At 53.9% G+C, this 15962-nt stretch carries 14 protein-coding genes; 9 read left to right on the top strand and 5 right to left on the bottom strand.

Features of this window, described 5'->3' with window-relative positions:
• Nucleotides 1-10 precede the first annotated feature (10 nt).
• From C7433_RS18095 to C7433_RS18060, 8 genes are all read left to right on the top strand, one after another.
• Nucleotides 11-1036, top strand: a complete 1026-nt coding sequence (locus C7433_RS18095; RefSeq protein WP_110268668.1) for a LacI family DNA-binding transcriptional regulator — start codon at nt 11-13, stop codon at nt 1034-1036.
• Between the two features lie 139 nt (nt 1037-1175).
• Nucleotides 1176-1925 (top strand): sugar phosphate isomerase/epimerase, encoded by a 750-nt coding sequence (locus C7433_RS18090; protein WP_006121352.1) that lies wholly within the window; start codon nt 1176-1178, stop codon nt 1923-1925.
• Nucleotides 1926-1934: 9 nt separating this feature from the next.
• Nucleotides 1935-2888, top strand: a complete 954-nt coding sequence (locus tag C7433_RS18085) for a sugar kinase (RefSeq protein ID WP_054688589.1) — start codon at nt 1935-1937, stop codon at nt 2886-2888.
• Between the two features lie 33 nt (nt 2889-2921).
• Nucleotides 2922-4202 carry an MFS transporter gene (locus C7433_RS18080; protein WP_110268667.1) on the top strand — a complete coding sequence of 427 codons (1281 nt, stop codon included), beginning with the start codon at nt 2922-2924 and terminating at the stop codon, nt 4200-4202.
• Nucleotides 4203-4273: 71 nt separating this feature from the next.
• Nucleotides 4274-5248 (top strand): glyoxylate/hydroxypyruvate reductase GhrB, encoded by a 975-nt coding sequence (ghrB, locus tag C7433_RS18075; protein WP_039339173.1) that lies wholly within the window; start codon nt 4274-4276, stop codon nt 5246-5248.
• An 80-nt stretch (nt 5249-5328) separates the two neighbouring features.
• A complete protein-coding gene (locus C7433_RS18070) occupies nt 5329-6579 on the top strand; it encodes a valine--pyruvate transaminase (RefSeq protein WP_006121367.1) in 1251 nt (416 codons plus the stop codon).
• Between the two features lie 158 nt (nt 6580-6737).
• Nucleotides 6738-7649, top strand: a complete 912-nt coding sequence (locus C7433_RS18065; protein ID WP_058701535.1) for an EamA family transporter — start codon at nt 6738-6740, stop codon at nt 7647-7649.
• A gap of 225 nt (nt 7650-7874) precedes the next feature.
• The gene (locus C7433_RS18060) at nt 7875-8804 is read left to right on the top strand and encodes an Rpn family recombination-promoting nuclease/putative transposase (protein ID WP_110268692.1); all 930 of its coding nucleotides are present in this window, start codon (nt 7875-7877) and stop codon (nt 8802-8804) included.
• 200 nt (nt 8805-9004) lie between these two features.
• On the opposite strand, the gene ibpA is transcribed toward C7433_RS18060, so the two are convergent.
• Complete coding sequence (ibpA, locus tag C7433_RS18055; protein WP_006121371.1) at nt 9005-9421, bottom strand: small heat shock chaperone IbpA; 417 nt, start codon at nt 9419-9421, stop codon at nt 9005-9007.
• 276 nt (nt 9422-9697) lie between these two features.
• Here ibpA and C7433_RS18050 point away from each other — a divergent pair, with 276 nt between their 5' ends.
• The gene (locus C7433_RS18050; protein WP_006121372.1) at nt 9698-10060 is read left to right on the top strand and encodes a YceK/YidQ family lipoprotein; all 363 of its coding nucleotides are present in this window, start codon (nt 9698-9700) and stop codon (nt 10058-10060) included.
• Here C7433_RS18050 and C7433_RS18045 read toward each other — a convergent pair.
• From C7433_RS18045 to recF, 4 genes are all read right to left on the bottom strand, one after another.
• Complete coding sequence (locus tag C7433_RS18045; protein WP_110268666.1) at nt 10041-11294, bottom strand: DUF3748 domain-containing protein; 1254 nt, start codon at nt 11292-11294, stop codon at nt 10041-10043. The genes C7433_RS18050 and C7433_RS18045 overlap by 20 nt on opposite strands.
• Nucleotides 11295-11402: 108 nt before the next feature.
• Nucleotides 11403-12212, bottom strand: coding sequence for a sugar-phosphatase (gene yidA, locus C7433_RS18040; RefSeq protein WP_006121374.1), 810 nt, complete (start codon nt 12210-12212; stop codon nt 11403-11405).
• 171 nt (nt 12213-12383) lie between these two features.
• The gene (gene gyrB / locus C7433_RS18035; RefSeq protein WP_006121375.1) at nt 12384-14792 is read right to left on the bottom strand and encodes a DNA topoisomerase (ATP-hydrolyzing) subunit B; all 2409 of its coding nucleotides are present in this window, start codon (nt 14790-14792) and stop codon (nt 12384-12386) included.
• A 17-nt stretch (nt 14793-14809) separates the two neighbouring features.
• Nucleotides 14810-15895, bottom strand: a complete 1086-nt coding sequence (recF, locus tag C7433_RS18030; protein WP_006121376.1) for a DNA replication/repair protein RecF — start codon at nt 15893-15895, stop codon at nt 14810-14812.
• Nucleotides 15896-15962: the final 67 nt, after the last annotated feature.

Raw genomic sequence — 15962 nt, 5'->3', positions numbered from 1 at the left:
GGAATATTCTATGAAAATCAGGCCTTCTCGCGCCACTATTAGCGATGTTGCCCGCGCGGCAAAAACCGGGAAAACCAGCGTCTCGCGTTATCTTAACGGCGAACAGCATCTGCTTTCTCCCGACTTAAAAGCGCGCATTGAACAGGCAATTAGCGATCTTAACTATCGGCCAAGCCAGATGGCGCGCGGGCTTAAACGGGGGCGAACCCGGCTAATCGGGTTAATCATTGCCGATATCACCAATCCCTATTCCGTGGACGTTATGTGCGGCATTGAAGCGGCCTGTCGTGCCTGCGGCTTTACATTGCTTATGTGTAACACCAACAATGAAGTCGATCTTGAACAGCATTATTTGCAGTTGCTGAGTAGCTATCAGGTTGAAGGCATTGTCGTTAACGCGGTAGGTATGCATGAAAAGGTACTGAGCCGGCTGCAGCAATCTTTGCTGCCGATGGTGCTGATTGACCGAAAAATCCCCGATTTTCCCTGTGATGTGGTGGGCCTGAATAATGCTGAAGCGGCAGAAACGGCCACCGATCACTTAATTGATAACGGTTATGAGGCGCTGCTGTTTTTGAGTGAACCGTTAGGCAGCGTGAATACCCGTCGTGAGCGCCTGCAGGCGTTTCGCCAGCGTCTGGCTGCGCATCCGGCCATCCTCCATGAAAATGCAGAAGTCTCGCTGCATCAGCCCGATGTGATGGATACCGTCTTGCGTGACTTCTGTCAGCGTCATGCAGACAGGCGTTGCGCAGTTATGGTGGCAAACGGTGCGCTGACCTTACAGGTGGCCCGTTCCCTTCAGCGTCTAAATTTGCACTGGGGAAGCGACATGGGTTTATTGGGGTTTGATGAGCTGGAGTGGGCGGCGTTGGCAGGTGTCGGGATTACCACGCTTAAACAGCCCACCTGGCAGATTGGCTACCATGCGCTGGAGCGCCTGATTTCGCGTATCGAAGGCCACGATCATCCTCCCTGTGAGCAGGTTTTCTCGGGTGAGCTGATTGTCCGGGGATCAAGCCAGCGTCTTCACTAATTTTCAGATTGTTCCCTTCACTTACGTGCTCGCTTCGTGAGCACGATCATAATTCCGCATTTTGCTACTTTGCTTTGGAACCGGTTCCATTTAACGTTTTTATAACGTTAATACCGATTTTCCCCCTTAGGAGTCCGCAATGGAGCCCGAAATTATCGTCGTCACGGCGGCTTATGGACATCAACAGATTGCTGCGCTGGGCGGACAAAGGGCGCTCTTACCGATCATTCAGCAGGCTGGTGCGGACGGTGTGGAAATCCGTCGCGAATTGTTCGATGACACGACTTTCGATGACCTGCCCGCGCTGGCGCTGGCCATTGATCAGCACCGGCTGCGCGCCAGCTATTCTGTACCCGATACCTTGTTCAGTGAGGACGGTAAGCTGAACCCTTTGCTGACGCGTTATTTTACCGAAGCTCGTCAACTAAACGCGCAGAGACTAAAGGTGGCGCTGGGCAATTTTACGGGGGCTCTGTACAGCGAAACACTGCGCATGCTGATTGCGGAATATGGCGTGCCGCTGACCGTGGAAAATGACCAGACAGTGCACGGCAAACTGCAACCGATGCTGCGCTTTTTTAACGCTGCCCGTGAGGCGGCATTGCCGATTGGCATGACTTTCGATATGGGGAACTGGCACTGGACAGGCGAAAACCCGGAGCAGGCCGCAGTCCTGCTGACCGACCAGGTGGGTTACGTGCACGTCAAAGCAGCGGTGCCGCAGGGGAAAAGCTATCGCGCTATTGCGCTCGACGATGCCGGACCGGGCTGGCAAGACCTGTTGCATCGGCTACCGGCGAGAGCCCCTCGCGGTATTGAATTTCCGCTGGAAGGCGACAATCTGATTGCGGTTACGCGCCATTATGTGACGCTGCTGCGTAATGTCTGAGGAGTAAAAATGACGACTCATCCTAACGGTACGCTTGATGTCATCACGATCGGCGAAGCCATGGCCATGTTTGTCGCCCGCGAAACGGGTGATTTGGCTGCAGTAGAAACATTTATCAAACGCGCCGCAGGTGCAGAACTGAATGTCGCCATCGGTCTGGCACGCCTCGGGCTGAAAGTGGGCTGGGTGAGTCGTATTGGACAGGACGCGTTTGGTCGTTTTATTTGTCAGGTGCTGGATAAAGAAAATATCGACCATCGTCAGGTGACCGTCGATCCGCGCTATCCCACGGGCTTTCAGCTTAAATCTAAAGTGGATGATGGTTCCGATCCGCTCGTGGAATATTTCCGCAAAGGCTCCGCTGCCAGTCATCTGTCACCCGAGGATTTTGACCACGATTATTTTGGCTCTGCACGCCATTTGCATCTGAGCGGCGTGGCGGCAGCAATATCAGACAGTTCGCTTGAGCTGACCAGGCATGCTGCGAAAGAGATGCGGGCGCGGGGTAAAACAATTTCCTTTGATCCTAATCTGCGTCCGGTGCTGTGGCGCAGCGAAGAGGAAATGCGTAAGCAACTCAATCTGTTAGCGGAATACGCAGACTGGGTACTGCCCGGTGAAAAAGAGGGTTACATCTTAACCGGCTATCGCCAACCGCAGGATATTGCCGATTTTTATCTCGATAAAGGGGTAAAAGCGGTGGTGATTAAAACCGGCGGCGAGGGCGCCTGGTATAAGACAGCCGGGGGGGAGCAGGGCCAGGTGGCGGCAATCAAAGTTGATCAGGTTGTGGACACGGTCGGGGCCGGAGATGGGTTTGCCGTGGGAGTCATAAGTGCATTGCTGGAAGGGAAACCACTGGTAGAGGCGATTCGCCGGGGGAACAAAATTGGTTCACTGGCGATTCAGGTGAGTGGTGACAGCGAAGGTTTGCCGACGCGTCAGCAGTTAGGTGATGTGTAGCCCGGCCCGCAAACAGAAACAGAGGAGTTCCCGATGAAAACGCAGATTATCGCGCCTAAACGCTGGTGGTTCATTATGCCCATCGTGTTTATCACCTACAGTCTTGCCTATCTGGATCGGGCAAATTTTAGCTTCGCATCCGCCGCTGGCATCAATGACGATCTGGGCATTACCAAAGGAATGTCTTCCCTGCTGGGTGCGTTGTTCTTTCTGGGGTATTTCTTTTTTCAAATCCCTGGGGCGATCTATGCGGAGCGCCGCAGTGTAAAAAAACTGATCTTCTGGTGCCTGCTGTTGTGGGGCGGCTGTGCTTCACTCACCGGCGTTGTCAGCAACATCCCTGTGCTGGCGGCGATTCGCTTTGTGCTGGGGGTTGTCGAGGCTGCGGTAATGCCTGCTATGCTGATTTACATCAGTAACTGGTTTACAAAATCTGAGCGCTCGCGGGCAAACACCTTTTTAATTCTCGGTAATCCCGTCACGGTCCTGTGGATGTCCGTGGTTTCAGGGTATCTGATAGAGGCGTTTGGCTGGCGGGAAATGTTTATCTTCGAAGGCATTCCTGCGGTGATCTGGGCCATTGCCTGGTGGTTTATGGTACAGGATAAGCCTGCGCAAGCGCGCTGGATGAGCAATGCAGAAAAAGCCGCGCTACAGGCCGCGCTGCAAAAAGAGCAAGAAAGCATCAAAGCGGTGCGCAACTACGGCGAAGCCTTTCGCAATCGTAACGTGATCATTCTCTGTATGCAGTACTTTGCCTGGAGTATTGGCGTTTACGGTTTTGTCCTGTGGCTGCCTTCAATTTTGCGCAACGGTACACAAATGGGCATGGTGGAAGCGGGCTGGTTATCGGCTGTGCCTTATCTGGCAGCCACGATTGCGATGGTGGTGGTGTCCTGGGCATCGGACAAAACGCAAAACCGTAAACTGTTTGTCTGGCCACTGTTGCTGGTGGGTGCCTTCGCCTTCCTCGGTTCGTATATGGTGGGTTCGGGCAATTTTTGGCTGTCTTATACCTTGTTAGTCGTCGCCGGTGCCGCGATGTACGCGCCTTATGGCCCGTTCTTTGCCATTATTCCGGAAATGCTGCCCCGCAATGTTTCCGGCGGCGCAATGGCGCTTATCAACAGTATGGGGGCGTTGGGCTCGTTTATCGGCTCCTGGATAGTGGGTTATCTGAACGGGGCAACCGGCAGTCCTTCGGCCTCCTATATTTTTATGGGTGGCGCACTACTGCTGTCCGTGGTCCTGACGCTTATCGTCAAACCCGCACAAAATAAGGCGCCTCCGCTACAAGGCGCGAAACCGGCCTGAAAGCGTAAGCGTTAGCATTTTCTCCGGGCGACCTTTGTGTTGCCCGTCATTTATTTACAGGAAGCTATCTGATGAAACCCGCCGTCATTCTTTATAAAAAATTGCCTGACGATCTCCGTGCGCGTCTCGCAGACTATGCCACGATCACCGAAATCAACGATTTATCACCCGAAAGCCAGCAGCAACATGCGCAGGCACTGCAACAGGCCGAAGGAATGCTGGGATCGGGCGGAAAAGTCAACGGCGAGTTGCTGGCCAAAATGCCCGCACTGCGCGCCTGTTCCAGCGTTTCTGTCGGCTATGACAACTTTGATGTGGATGCCCTGAATCAGCGAGGGGTAGTGCTGATGCACACGCCAACGGTACTGACGGAAACGGTGGCCGACACCATCATGGCGCTGGTTCTCAGTACGGCAAGACGTATACCGGAGCTGGATGCCTGGGTGAAAGCTGGCAACTGGCAAAAAAGTATTGGTCCGGACCGGTTTGGCATGGATGTGCACCATAAGACGATGGGAATTCTTGGTATGGGACGCATCGGTATGGCGCTGGCCCAGCGTGCGCACTTCGGATTCGGCATGAGCATTCTCTACAATGCGCGCCGTCAGCACGACCAGGCCGAATCGCAGTTTGCAGCCCGCCGGTGTGAGCTGGAAACGCTGCTCAAAGAAAGCGATTTCGTTTGCATCAGCCTGCCGCTTACCGAAGAAACGCATCATTTAATTGGCGCAGAACAGCTGGCGATGATGAAGCCCAGTGCGGTGCTGATCAACGCGGGCCGTGGGCCAGTGGTAGATGAAAATGCCCTGATTACCGCGCTACAAGAGGGCACGATCCACGCCGCCGGGCTGGATGTTTTCGAAAAAGAGCCGCTGCCGACTGACTCGCCGCTGCTGTCGTTACCGAATGTTGTTACGTTGCCGCACATTGGCTCTGCAACCCACGAAACCCGCTATGGAATGATGCAGGACGCGGTAGAAAATCTCATTGCCGCCCTGAGCGGCAAGGTTGAAAAGAACTGCGTGAATCCTCAGGTGCTGAAGTAATCCTGCGGCTGCCCATTGCGCCCGCCGGGAGCGGGCGTTATGGTGGTTATCCCATTCTTTATTACAAATTTTTAACCGCTATGGCTTTTTCTCAGTTCGGCGACAAGTTTACTCAACATTCCGGCATCTCACGTCTGATGGAAGACATGGGCGCAGGCCTGCGTACGCCCGGCACGATCATGCTTGGCGGCGGGAACCCCGCACAGATCCCGGCAATGAACGATTATTTTCAGCAGTTGCTGCAGCAGATGCACGACGAGGGCAAACTGAGTGAGGCCTTATGCAATTACGATGGTCCACGCGGTAAAGCCGTGCTGCTGGATGCCCTGGCGGCAATGCTACGTGAGCAGTGCGGTTGGTCTGTCACTGCGCAAAATATCGCGCTGACTAACGGCAGTCAGAGCGCATTTTTTTATCTCTTCAACCTGTTCGCGGGGCGGCGCAGTGACGGCAGTAAAAAACGGGTGCTGTTTCCTCTGGCTCCAGAGTACCTGGGTTACGCTGATGCGGGCCTGGATGAAGACCTCTTTATTTCTGCCAGGCCCAACATAGAGTTATTACCGGAAGGGCAGTTCAAGTATCACGTCGATTTTGAACATCTCCCCATGAATGACGATGTGGGGCTGATTTGCGTATCGCGCCCGACCAATCCAACCGGCAATGTCATTACGGATGACGAACTTCTGCAACTGGATGCGCTGGCGCAGCAGCATGAGGTGCCGTTACTTATCGACAACGCTTATGGTGTGCCATTTCCCGGCATTATTTTTAGTGATGTGCGGCCGCTGTGGAACCCCAATATCATTCTCTGCATGAGTTTATCCAAACTCGGTCTGCCAGGCGCACGTTGCGGGATCATCATCGCCGATGAGAGCACGATTACCGCGATCGGTAACATGAACGGCATCATCAGCCTGGCACCGGGCAGTATTGGCCCGGCCATTGCCAGCGAAATGATTCAACGTGGCGATCTGCTGCGCTTGTCTGAAGAAGTGATTAAACCTTTTTATCAGCACAAGGTGATGCAAACGATCACCCTTATTCGCCGGTACTTATCGGCGGAGCGCTGTCTGATCCATAAACCGGAGGGGGCAATTTTTCTCTGGCTGTGGTTCCGGGATTTACCGATCAGTACGGAGTTGCTGTACCAGCGGCTTAAAGCTCGGGGCGTGCTGATGGTGCCGGGCCACTTTTTCTTTCCGGGTCTGGAGCATGACTGGCCGCACACGCACCAGTGCATGCGCATGAATTATGTACCGGATGCGGAAAACATTGAGCGCGCCATACAGATTCTGGCTGAAGAAGTGGAGATCGCCTGGCGCGACAGTTAAATCTACAGACCCGATCGGGCAACAAGGCGTCGTCTCTATCCGGCCGGCCTTGATGAAGCGCAACGCTGCCTTAACCCGATCGCAAAGGCATTTTGCATTATTAACAGACGTGATGCGCATATGGCCGTGCGGGCCAGCGCGGGCAAAAGGAGAGTGCGGTGTCGGGAAAAGACTGGCTGTTAGCCCTGTGTGTAGTGATTGCGTGGGGCGTGAACTTCGTTGTCATAAAACTGGGTCTGCATAACATGCCTCCCTTTTTGCTGGCGGGATTGCGTTTTGCACTGGTTGCCTTTCCTGCCCTTTTACTGGTGCGCCGTCCTGCTGTGCCAGTAAAGTGGCTTTTACTTTACGGCATGACCATCAGTTTTGGGCAGTTTGCGTTTCTGTTTTTGGCCATCAAACTGGGTATGCCTGCAGGCCTTGCTTCGCTGATATTACAGGCGCAGGCGTTCTTTACGCTGCTGCTTGGGGCGCTGTTTCTGGCCGAAAAGCTGCGCTGGAATCACATTGCGGGCATGCTGATTGCCACCTCAGGCATTTTTTTATTAGCCACCTCCGGCATGGCTGGCCAGAGCGCCGCCGGCATAACATTGACCACTATGATGCTTATGCTGGCGGCGGCGTTTTCCTGGGGACTGGGGAATATCACCAATAAAATCATCACCCGGCATTATCCCGTACCGGTTATGTCGCTAGTGGTCTGGAGCGCGCTGGTGCCCGTCGTTCCTTTCTTTGCCTGTTCGCTGCTGTTTGAAGGCCGGTCGGCAATCATTACCAGTCTGACGCACATTGATCTACAGACGGTGATGGCGCTGATTTACCTGGCTTTTGTGGCGACCATTATGGGTTACGGCATCTGGAGTACGTTGCTTAGCCGTTATGAAACCTGGCGTGTGGCACCGCTTTCCCTGCTGGTGCCTGTTGTTGGGATTGTTTCGGCAGCCCTGGTGCTGGGGGAAACCTTATCACGCCAGCAGATTGTGGGTGCTGTAATCATCATTGTCGGGCTGCTGGTCAATATGTTTGGTGGCGTGATTGGTCAGCGCTGGCTCAGGCAGCCGCAACATTAGCGCTTACCACTCGTCAAACTGACGTGCCCGACGTAACTACCCTTTCGTAAATGCCTGTGCATGCGCGCGTTTTCGGGCTGGCTTTGGCAGCCCGCTCGCAGAATAAAACCTCCGCCTGGACAGCAATGCGGATGCATGGAAGTATCCGCATTGCCAGGGCGGCCAGACATCTCTTTTCACTCATCACGACTTTCGCCCGTGTGCTTTATAACCGGGCCAGCAATGATGAAGAAGAAAAACGCAACGCCAACACCACATGATGCAACCTTTCGTCAGTTTCTCACCCAACCTGACATTGCCCGCGATTTCATGGAAATTCATCTTCCCGCAGATCTGCGCGCGATTTGCGACTTACGGACGTTAAAACTGGCGTCCGGTTCCTTTGTTGAAGCGGATCTCCGGCAGTATTTCAGTGATGTGCTGTATAGTCTCAAAACGACAGCGGGTGAGGGCTATATGTACGTCCTGATCGAACATCAGTCTTCACCTGACAGGCATATGGCGTTCAGGCTTCTTCGCTACGCGGTCGCGGCCATGCAGCGCCACCTGGATGCCGGCTATAAAACGCTGCCGCTGGTGATACCGGTGCTGTTTTATATGGGTAAACGCAGACCCTATCCTTATTCCACCTGCTGGCTGGATGATTTTACGCATCCGGCACTGGCTCGCAGGCTCTACAGTACTTGCTTCCCTCTGGTTGATATTACGGTAATGCCTGACGATGAGATTGTGGAACATCGCAGCATGGCGGCACTGACTCTGCTGCAAAAGCACATCCATCAGCGCGATCTCGCAAATCTGATGGACAGACTTGTCCCTGTGCTGCTGTCCGGTTATCTTTCGTCATCACAGATTGTATCGTTGGTGCACTACATTGTGCAGGCGGGTGAAACCCCAGACGTCGAGGCTTTTATTCAGGAACTGGCCTTGCGGGTGCCGCAACACGGAGACACGCTTATGACCATTGCACAGCAGCTTGAACAAAAAGGTATGCAGAAGGGCTTTGAGAAGGGTATTCAGACCGGGCGGCATGAAGGCCGTAATGAAGGTAAACGCGAGGTTGCGCGCACTATGCTGCAGCATGGCCTGGACAGAACAACCGTGATGAAAATGACCGGGTTGAGTGAAGCAGATCTGGCACAGATTCAGCATTGATCTGAACCTGCAAAAGAAGGCGCGGGACAGGTGAAGCCTGCGTTTGTCAACGCGACCTGATGCTTTTCGTTTTCTTACCATCAGGCCATCACCGATCGCTTCGCCGCATCCGCATCAATCTGCTTGTCGCGGTCATAAAAAAACGGCCACAACCTGTATGCTGTGACCGTTCTCATGTTTACTCAGCCGTCACGGCCGCTTTATTTTAAAATTTCAATCCGGCGTGGTTTCGCTTCTTCAGGAATCAAACGCTCAAGATCGATGCTCAGCAGACCATTTTCCAGGCGCGCGTCGCGCACGACGATATGGTCAGCCAGCTGGAATTTACGCTCGAAATTACGCTCGGCGATGCCCTGATAGAGATATTTACGTTCTGTCTGCTCTTCCGGATGCGCACCACGCACGATGAGCACGTTGTCGTGGGCCGTAATATCCAGTTCACTCTGAGCAAAACCGGCTACCGCGATAGTGATGCGGTAATGGTTCTCATCAACCAGTTCAACATTGTAAGGGGGATAACCACCGTTGCTCTGATTTTGATTGGACTCAAGCAGGTTGAACAGGCGATCAAATCCGATGGCAGAGCGATAAAGGGGAGACAGATCAAAGTTACGCATAAAAAGACTCCTGAATGTCAGCAAGTTTTGGCAACCTTCCACTATTGGACAGGTTGTGCAGGACCGCATTGCCCCTTTCGGCGGCAGCCTTAACGACCCTGTTTAGAAAATGGGTGCAGACCCCAGGCTTTCAAGACCCGATGCGTGATTTTTTTCGCCAAACTGGCGAAATGGCATACACTCAAGGGTAAATTGCCGGACCAGAACGGACTTCATGACTGAGAGGGTACGCTGGTGCGCTCACGCAATCAGGTGCCAGAATCGAAGGGACGACATATGAAAATGATGAAAAGGTTACCGTTGGCTGGCGTGATGTGTTGCGCAGTCGCTTCCGGTGGATGTTCCAGCGTCATGACGCATACCGGTGCAAGTCAGGGCTACTATCCGGGCACACGTGCCAGTGCCGACATTCTGACGGACAGTCAGGCCAGCTGGGCGCTAAAGCCCCTGGCGCTGGTTGATCTGCCTTTTTCTGCCGTCATGGATACGCTGTTACTGCCCTGGGATTACTATCGCAGCGACAAGGATAAAGCCCTGGATTCGCCGCGTGCCCGCGTGCTTCAGAGTGAAAAGCTGGCCCACACCGAGGAAAATCTGGCGCATGCTCAGCCCATGCCCGCTATGCAACCGTCACAGTAAACAGGTGCTGCCAGCCCTCTTTTTCCCGCATAAAAGCGATCTTTTTTCCATCCGGTGACCAGACCACCGCATCCCCGGACGGTGCCGACCCGGTGCGGGCGGTTAAGCGTTCGCACTCTCCCGTTTGCCAGTGACACAGCATCACGCTGTTGTCGCAAATAAAGGCAATGGCTTCACCACGAGGATGCCAGCTAAATGCAGACTGAATGCTGTGGTTCAGCCGCGTTATCTGGCGCGGTTCACCGCCGTTAGGCGATACCCACCATAATTGAATCACCTGCTGGCTGTCCGCCATCAAAAAGGCGATAGCGCTGCCATCGGGTGAGCTACGTAACCAGTGGCGAGGTTGTTGCGCCAGTCCCTTGCTATAGGTTAACCGTCGCTGTTGAACCCCCGCTGGTGGCGCAGGTAGATGGTGGCTGTCCCCTTCCAGCGGTGAGCGGCCGGGTTTGGCATAGGCTTCCAGTGCCTCTGGCAAATCGACGACAAATACCTCGGGATGCTTGTCTCCTGCCGCGGAAAGCGTGTCGCCAATAAAGGCGATGGCCCAGCGTTGACGGCTGCCGTCCGGCTTTTCATAGCCCTGATGACCAATCCAGCACTCTTCATAGGCCCGATTGATTTGATCGCTGCCCGGCTGTGGGTGCGCTGTCGTTTCACTGACTACTACACAAAAATGGCTGCCATCATATTCGCGCGGATGCTGTTTTTCTGGTTTCACTGCTTTTAACGGGACGGCAATGCCGACATTGCGCAGATCAAGACTGATATCCAGCTCGTGCATCACGTGATCGTTATAGGTGAAGCTGAGGCGCGAGCCATCCGGACTAAAAACATGGACGTGAGAACCGCCGCGCAAAGCACCTGGCGTAAAGGGCGGCGTGATATCGCATGCATCCAGACTGGCGGCCTGACCCGCTTCAATGATCACGCCGCGGCGATGATGAAAGTCATAATGCCAGTTGTCGTCAGGATGCTCTGGCCCATGAATACAGACATAGCGCTCGGGTAAGGTGGGACAAACCGTCACCACGCCAACATGGGCGCCCGCCGTTGCCTCATACAGCACTTCCACTTCGCCGGTATTCACATTAACGCGTTCAATTGTCTTACCGGTGAACGACGCGCCGGAAGGCCGCACATCAAAGGCCAGCCACTGGCTGTCGGGCGTCCAGACGTTGATGTTGGTCAGTTGATGATGACGAGGAGCAAAAGTAATCTGTTTTTCAGGCATGAAAGCACTCGTGAGCAGGCGCGTTATTTGACAGTTGCAGTGATGTTATGGGTAAAACCGTGCAGATGACTGACCTGACTGCGCGGTTTTACCCATAAAAGAAACCGATTAAAGCACCCATTTTTCAATGGCGTGCGCAACCCCATCTTCCATATTGGTTTTGGTCACAAACTGGGCTATTTTTTTCACAGAATCAATCGCATTGCCCATCGCGACGCCGGTCCCTGCGTATTCAATCATCGCCAGATCATTTTCCTGATCGCCTATCGCCATAACCTCTTCCGCTTGCAAACCCAGCTTCTCTGCCAGCATTTTTACGCCATAACCTTTGTTTACCCGACGGTCGAGAATTTCCAGATAGTAGGGCGCGCTTTTCAAAATGGTATACGTCTGGTGCGCATGCTCAGGCAGTCTGGCGATGGCCGCATCAAGCAGAGCGGGTTTATCAATCATCATGAGTTTTGGAAAACGCGTTGCCGGATCCATTTCTTCAACGGCCCGATAACGTACCGGGATGCCGGTCAGGCTGGCTTCATGAATTGTAAATTCGCTGATATCTTTATTTGGCGTATACAGGTGTGATTTATCAAACGCCTGAAAATGCACGCCCAGTTCTCTGGCCAGCTTCTCAACATACATGTAATCGTCAAAGCCCAGCGTCACATCGGCGACGACTTCACCATCTTCAGCCCGATGAACAAGCGCGCCATTATTACTGATGCAGTACTGACCTGGCGTATGGAGATCAAGTTCCATCAAATAACGTTCAATACCAACATAAGGTCGGCCGGTCGCCAACACGATGGAAACCCCTTTTTCCCGGGCGCGGTTCAGTGCCGATTTTACGCCTGCGGTGATCTCGTGCTGCGGATTCAGCAGCGTGCCATCCATATCAATTGCGATCAGTTTAATAGCCATAGCATCCTCATTGTGTCGGGTTTGCAGCAATGCTAGCGCGATTCAGCTCACATTGACCAGTTTATCGGCGCTTTTCAGCACGCGTGAACCATAACGTGTTACGTTTCGCTCCACGATGATCTGGCAAAAAAAAACCCTTCACGAGGAAGGGTTTTATATCTTTTTGTGCGATTAGATATCGATGTTTGCGGCTTTCAACGCATTCTCTTCGATGAAGGCGCGGCGCGGTTCAACGGCATCCCCCATCAGGGTTGTAAACAGCTGGTCGGCGGCGATCGCATCTTTAATGGTGACACGCAGCATGCGACGGCTGTCTGGATCCATTGTCGTTTCCCACAACTGATCCGGGTTCATCTCACCCAGACCTTTATAGCGCTGTACAGACAGACCACGACGGGATTCTTTCACCAGCCACTCAATCGCCTGTTCGAAGCTGGATACCGGTTGACGGCGCTCACCGCGCTCGATGTAAGCATCCTCTTCCAGCAGGCCGCGCAGTTTGCCACCCAGGGCGCAAATTTTGCGGTATTCCGGCCCCATAATAAACTCGCTGTCCAGAGGATAATCCGTGTCCACGCCATGGGTCCGTACGCGTAAAACAGGCTCAAACTGATTCAGCTCACGATTTTCACGTACGTGTGCCACATAGGTGCTGCCGTGCGCTTCACGTTCAGTCAGATAGCTCACCAGTCCGTTAATCCAGGCGTTAACGGCCGCTTCATTACTCAGATCGCTCAGCGTGTCGTGATAGACCAGCGCACGTAACATCGCCAGTGGAAAACGGCGCTCCATACGTTTGATCATCTTCTGCGTGCTGTTAAAGTCCGCGACCAGAGATTCAAGCGGCTCACCACCTAATGCCGGTGCGCTGGCATTGGTGTGCAGCGTCGTTCCGTCGAGGGCGATAGCGATCTGATACTGATCCATCGCCTCATCGTCTTTAATATACTGTTCCTGCTTGCCTTTTTTCACTTTATACAGCGGCGGCTGAGCAATGTAGACGTGACCACGCTCAATAATTTCTGGCATCTGACGATAGAAAAAGGTCAACAGCAGTGTACGAATGTGCGAGCCGTCGACGTCCGCATCGGTCATGATGATGATGCTGTGATAGCGCAGTTTATCCGGGTTATATTCGTCGCGGCCAATGCCGCAGCCCAGCGCGGTAATCAGCGTAGCCACTTCCTGAGACGCCAGCATCTTATCGAAACGCGCCTTCTCAACGTTAAGGATTTTCCCTTTCAGCGGCAGAATAGCCTGGTTTTTACGGTTACGGCCTTGCTTGGCAGAACCGCCCGCGGAGTCACCCTCCACCAGGTAGATTTCAGACAGAGCCGGATCGCGCTCCTGACAGTCCGCCAGCTTGCCCGGCAGGCCAGCCAGATCCAGCGCACCTTTGCGGCGTGTCATTTCACGGGCACGGCGCGCGGCTTCACGGGCGCGGGCGGCATCAATGATTTTGCCGACAACGATTTTTGCATCGCCCGGATTTTCCAGCAGATATTCCGCCAGCAGTTCATTCATCTGCTGCTCAACGGCCGATTTCACTTCAGAAGACACCAGCTTGTCTTTGGTCTGTGAAGAGAATTTTGGATCCGGCACTTTCACCGACACTACGGCAATCAGGCCCTCACGCGCGTCATCACCGGTGGCGCTGACTTTGGCCTTCTTGCTGTATCCCTCTTTATCCATGTAGGCATTCAGGGTACGCGTCATCGCGGCGCGGAAACCGGCAAGGTGCGTACCGCCGTCGCGCTGAGGAATGTTGTTAGTGAAGCAGTAGATGTTTTCCTGGAAGCCGTCGTTCCACTGCAGAGCTACTTCCACGCCAATGCCGTCTTTTTCGGTCGAGAAATAGAATACGGTCGGATGGATAGGCGTTTTGTTCTTGTTCAGGTACTCGACAAACGCTTTGATCCCGCCTTCGTAGTGGAAATGGTCGTTTTTGCCGTCACGTTTGTCTTCCAGACGAATGGAAACACCGGAGTTCAGGAAAGAGAGCTCACGCAGGCGCTTCGCCAGGATGTCGTATTCGAAGTCGGTCACGTTGGTGAACGTGTCATGGCTTGGCCAGAAACGGATACGGGTACCGGTCGCGTCGGTATCGCCTGTCACCGCCAGCGGCGCTTCGGGCACGCCATGCAGATAAATCTGTTGGTGTACTTTGCCTTCGCGACGAATGGTCAGCTCCAGCTTCTGTGACAGGGCGTTAACCACAGACACGCCCACGCCGTGCAGGCCGCCCGAGACTTTATACGAGTTATCGTCGAACTTACCGCCAGCGTGCAGCACCGTCATGATCACTTCTGCCGCGGACACGCCTTCTTCTTCGTGGATACCGGTTGGAATACCGCGTCCGTCATCCTGTACGGAAACCGAGTTGTCCGCATGGATGGTGACAACGATATCTTTACAGTGACCGGCGAGCGCTTCGTCGATTGCGTTATCCACGACCTCGAATACCATGTGATGCAGACCGGTTCCGTCATCGGTATCGCCGATGTACATGCCCGGGCGTTTGCGTACCGCATCAAGCCCTTTCAGAACTTTGATACTTGAAGAGTCATAAGAATTCGACATCAACGTTTCTCGCTCATTTAATCTTTAGGTTGAACCGCTATTTTACCCTGTTCCACGCGGAACATCTTGCCCTTTTCGTCAGTCATGTCGATTACATGCTCGGACGAGATGGCGCTGACAAAGACCTGAGCCTGAGTCGCCTTCAGTCGTTCCGCCAGCAGGCGGCGGCGACTGTCGTCCAGTTCAGAGGCAAAGTCATCAATGAGGTAAACACAACGGCGTCCGCTCTGGTTAGTCAGGAACTCGCCCTGCGCCAGACGCAATGCACACATCAGCAGTTTAAGCTGCCCGCGTGAGAGTAAATCTTCCACCGGCGTACCTTCGGCACGAATACGAAAGTCCGCTTTATGCGGGCCGCTGGCGGTGTAGGTTAGGGCCCGATCGCGTTCAAAGTTGCGTTCAAGCAGTTCGGCATAATCGCTCTCTTTGTCCCAGCCGCGCTGGAACGAAAAACGCAGATCAAATTCGGGTAAAAACTGCCCGCAGGTGGTTACGATCTCGGCTGAAATCGCGTCACTGTACTCGGCGCGCCACTGGCTAATCTGTTCTGCCAGCGGCACCAGTTCTTGATCCCATGGACGAACCTGACTGTAGCGCGTGACCTGACGCAATGCCGCATTGCGCTGTTTGAGCAGGCGCCGCAGGTTGCTCCAGGCATTAAAAAAACCCGGCGTATTGTGAAAGCAGCCCCAGTCGACATAGGCTCTGCGATATTTAGGACCGCCATTAAGTAGGGTAAAACCCTCTGGCGTGATCAACTGCATCGGCAGTAACTGCGCCAGCTCGGCCACTTTATGTCCGTCGCTGCCGTCAATGCGGACTTTGCTCTCCCCGGCGCGATTTTTACTGAGCCCGACGGAGAACTCGCGCTCCTGGCCTTCCAGCCGGCCATGCAGCACAAAGGCGGCCTGATCGTGCCGAATTACCCGTCCCGCCTGCAAACTGCGAAACGCACGTCCGTGGCCCAGCGTATAGATCGCCTCAAGCACGCTGGTTTTGCCGCTACCGTTCGCGCCCACCAGAAAATTAAATCCCGGCGCTAACGCCAGGTCAGCCTGTTCAATATTGCGAAAATCTTTTATTAGCAGGCGGGTTAAAGCCATGAATCAATCCAGCGTGAAGGGCAAAAGTCAGGATGAAAGGGATTGTGCCTTTTAAAAACAAGCCGCT

Source organism: Pantoea sp. PNA 03-3 (assembly GCF_003201175.1).
In the GTDB taxonomy this organism is placed as follows: Bacteria; Pseudomonadota; Gammaproteobacteria; order Enterobacterales; family Enterobacteriaceae; genus Pantoea; species Pantoea stewartii.
The sequence above is the reverse complement of the archived record's forward strand: the minus strand, read 5'-3'. Positions and strand labels throughout refer to the sequence as shown.

Excerpts from the sequence above, each read along its gene's own strand:
- C7433_RS18095 (WP_110268668.1), top strand. The coding sequence starts at position 11 with ATGAAAATCAGGCCTTCTCGCGCCACTATTAGCGATGTTGCCCGCGCG.
- C7433_RS18090 (WP_006121352.1), top strand. The coding sequence starts at position 1,176 with ATGGAGCCCGAAATTATCGTCGTCACGGCGGCTTATGGACATCAACAG.
- C7433_RS18085 (WP_054688589.1), top strand. The coding sequence starts at position 1,935 with ATGACGACTCATCCTAACGGTACGCTTGATGTCATCACGATCGGCGAA.
- C7433_RS18080 (WP_110268667.1), top strand. The coding sequence starts at position 2,922 with ATGAAAACGCAGATTATCGCGCCTAAACGCTGGTGGTTCATTATGCCC.
- ghrB (WP_039339173.1), top strand. The coding sequence starts at position 4,274 with ATGAAACCCGCCGTCATTCTTTATAAAAAATTGCCTGACGATCTCCGT.
- C7433_RS18070 (WP_006121367.1), top strand. The coding sequence starts at position 5,329 with ATGGCTTTTTCTCAGTTCGGCGACAAGTTTACTCAACATTCCGGCATC.
- C7433_RS18060 (WP_110268692.1), top strand. The coding sequence starts at position 7,875 with ATGAAGAAGAAAAACGCAACGCCAACACCACATGATGCAACCTTTCGT.
- ibpA (WP_006121371.1), bottom strand. The coding sequence starts at position 9,421 with ATGCGTAACTTTGATCTGTCTCCCCTTTATCGCTCTGCCATCGGATTT.
- C7433_RS18050 (WP_006121372.1), top strand. The coding sequence starts at position 9,698 with ATGAAAATGATGAAAAGGTTACCGTTGGCTGGCGTGATGTGTTGCGCA.
- C7433_RS18045 (WP_110268666.1), bottom strand. The coding sequence starts at position 11,294 with ATGCCTGAAAAACAGATTACTTTTGCTCCTCGTCATCATCAACTGACC.
- yidA (WP_006121374.1), bottom strand. The coding sequence starts at position 12,212 with ATGGCTATTAAACTGATCGCAATTGATATGGATGGCACGCTGCTGAAT.
- gyrB (WP_006121375.1), bottom strand. The coding sequence starts at position 14,792 with ATGTCGAATTCTTATGACTCTTCAAGTATCAAAGTTCTGAAAGGGCTT.
- recF (WP_006121376.1), bottom strand. The coding sequence starts at position 15,895 with ATGGCTTTAACCCGCCTGCTAATAAAAGATTTTCGCAATATTGAACAG.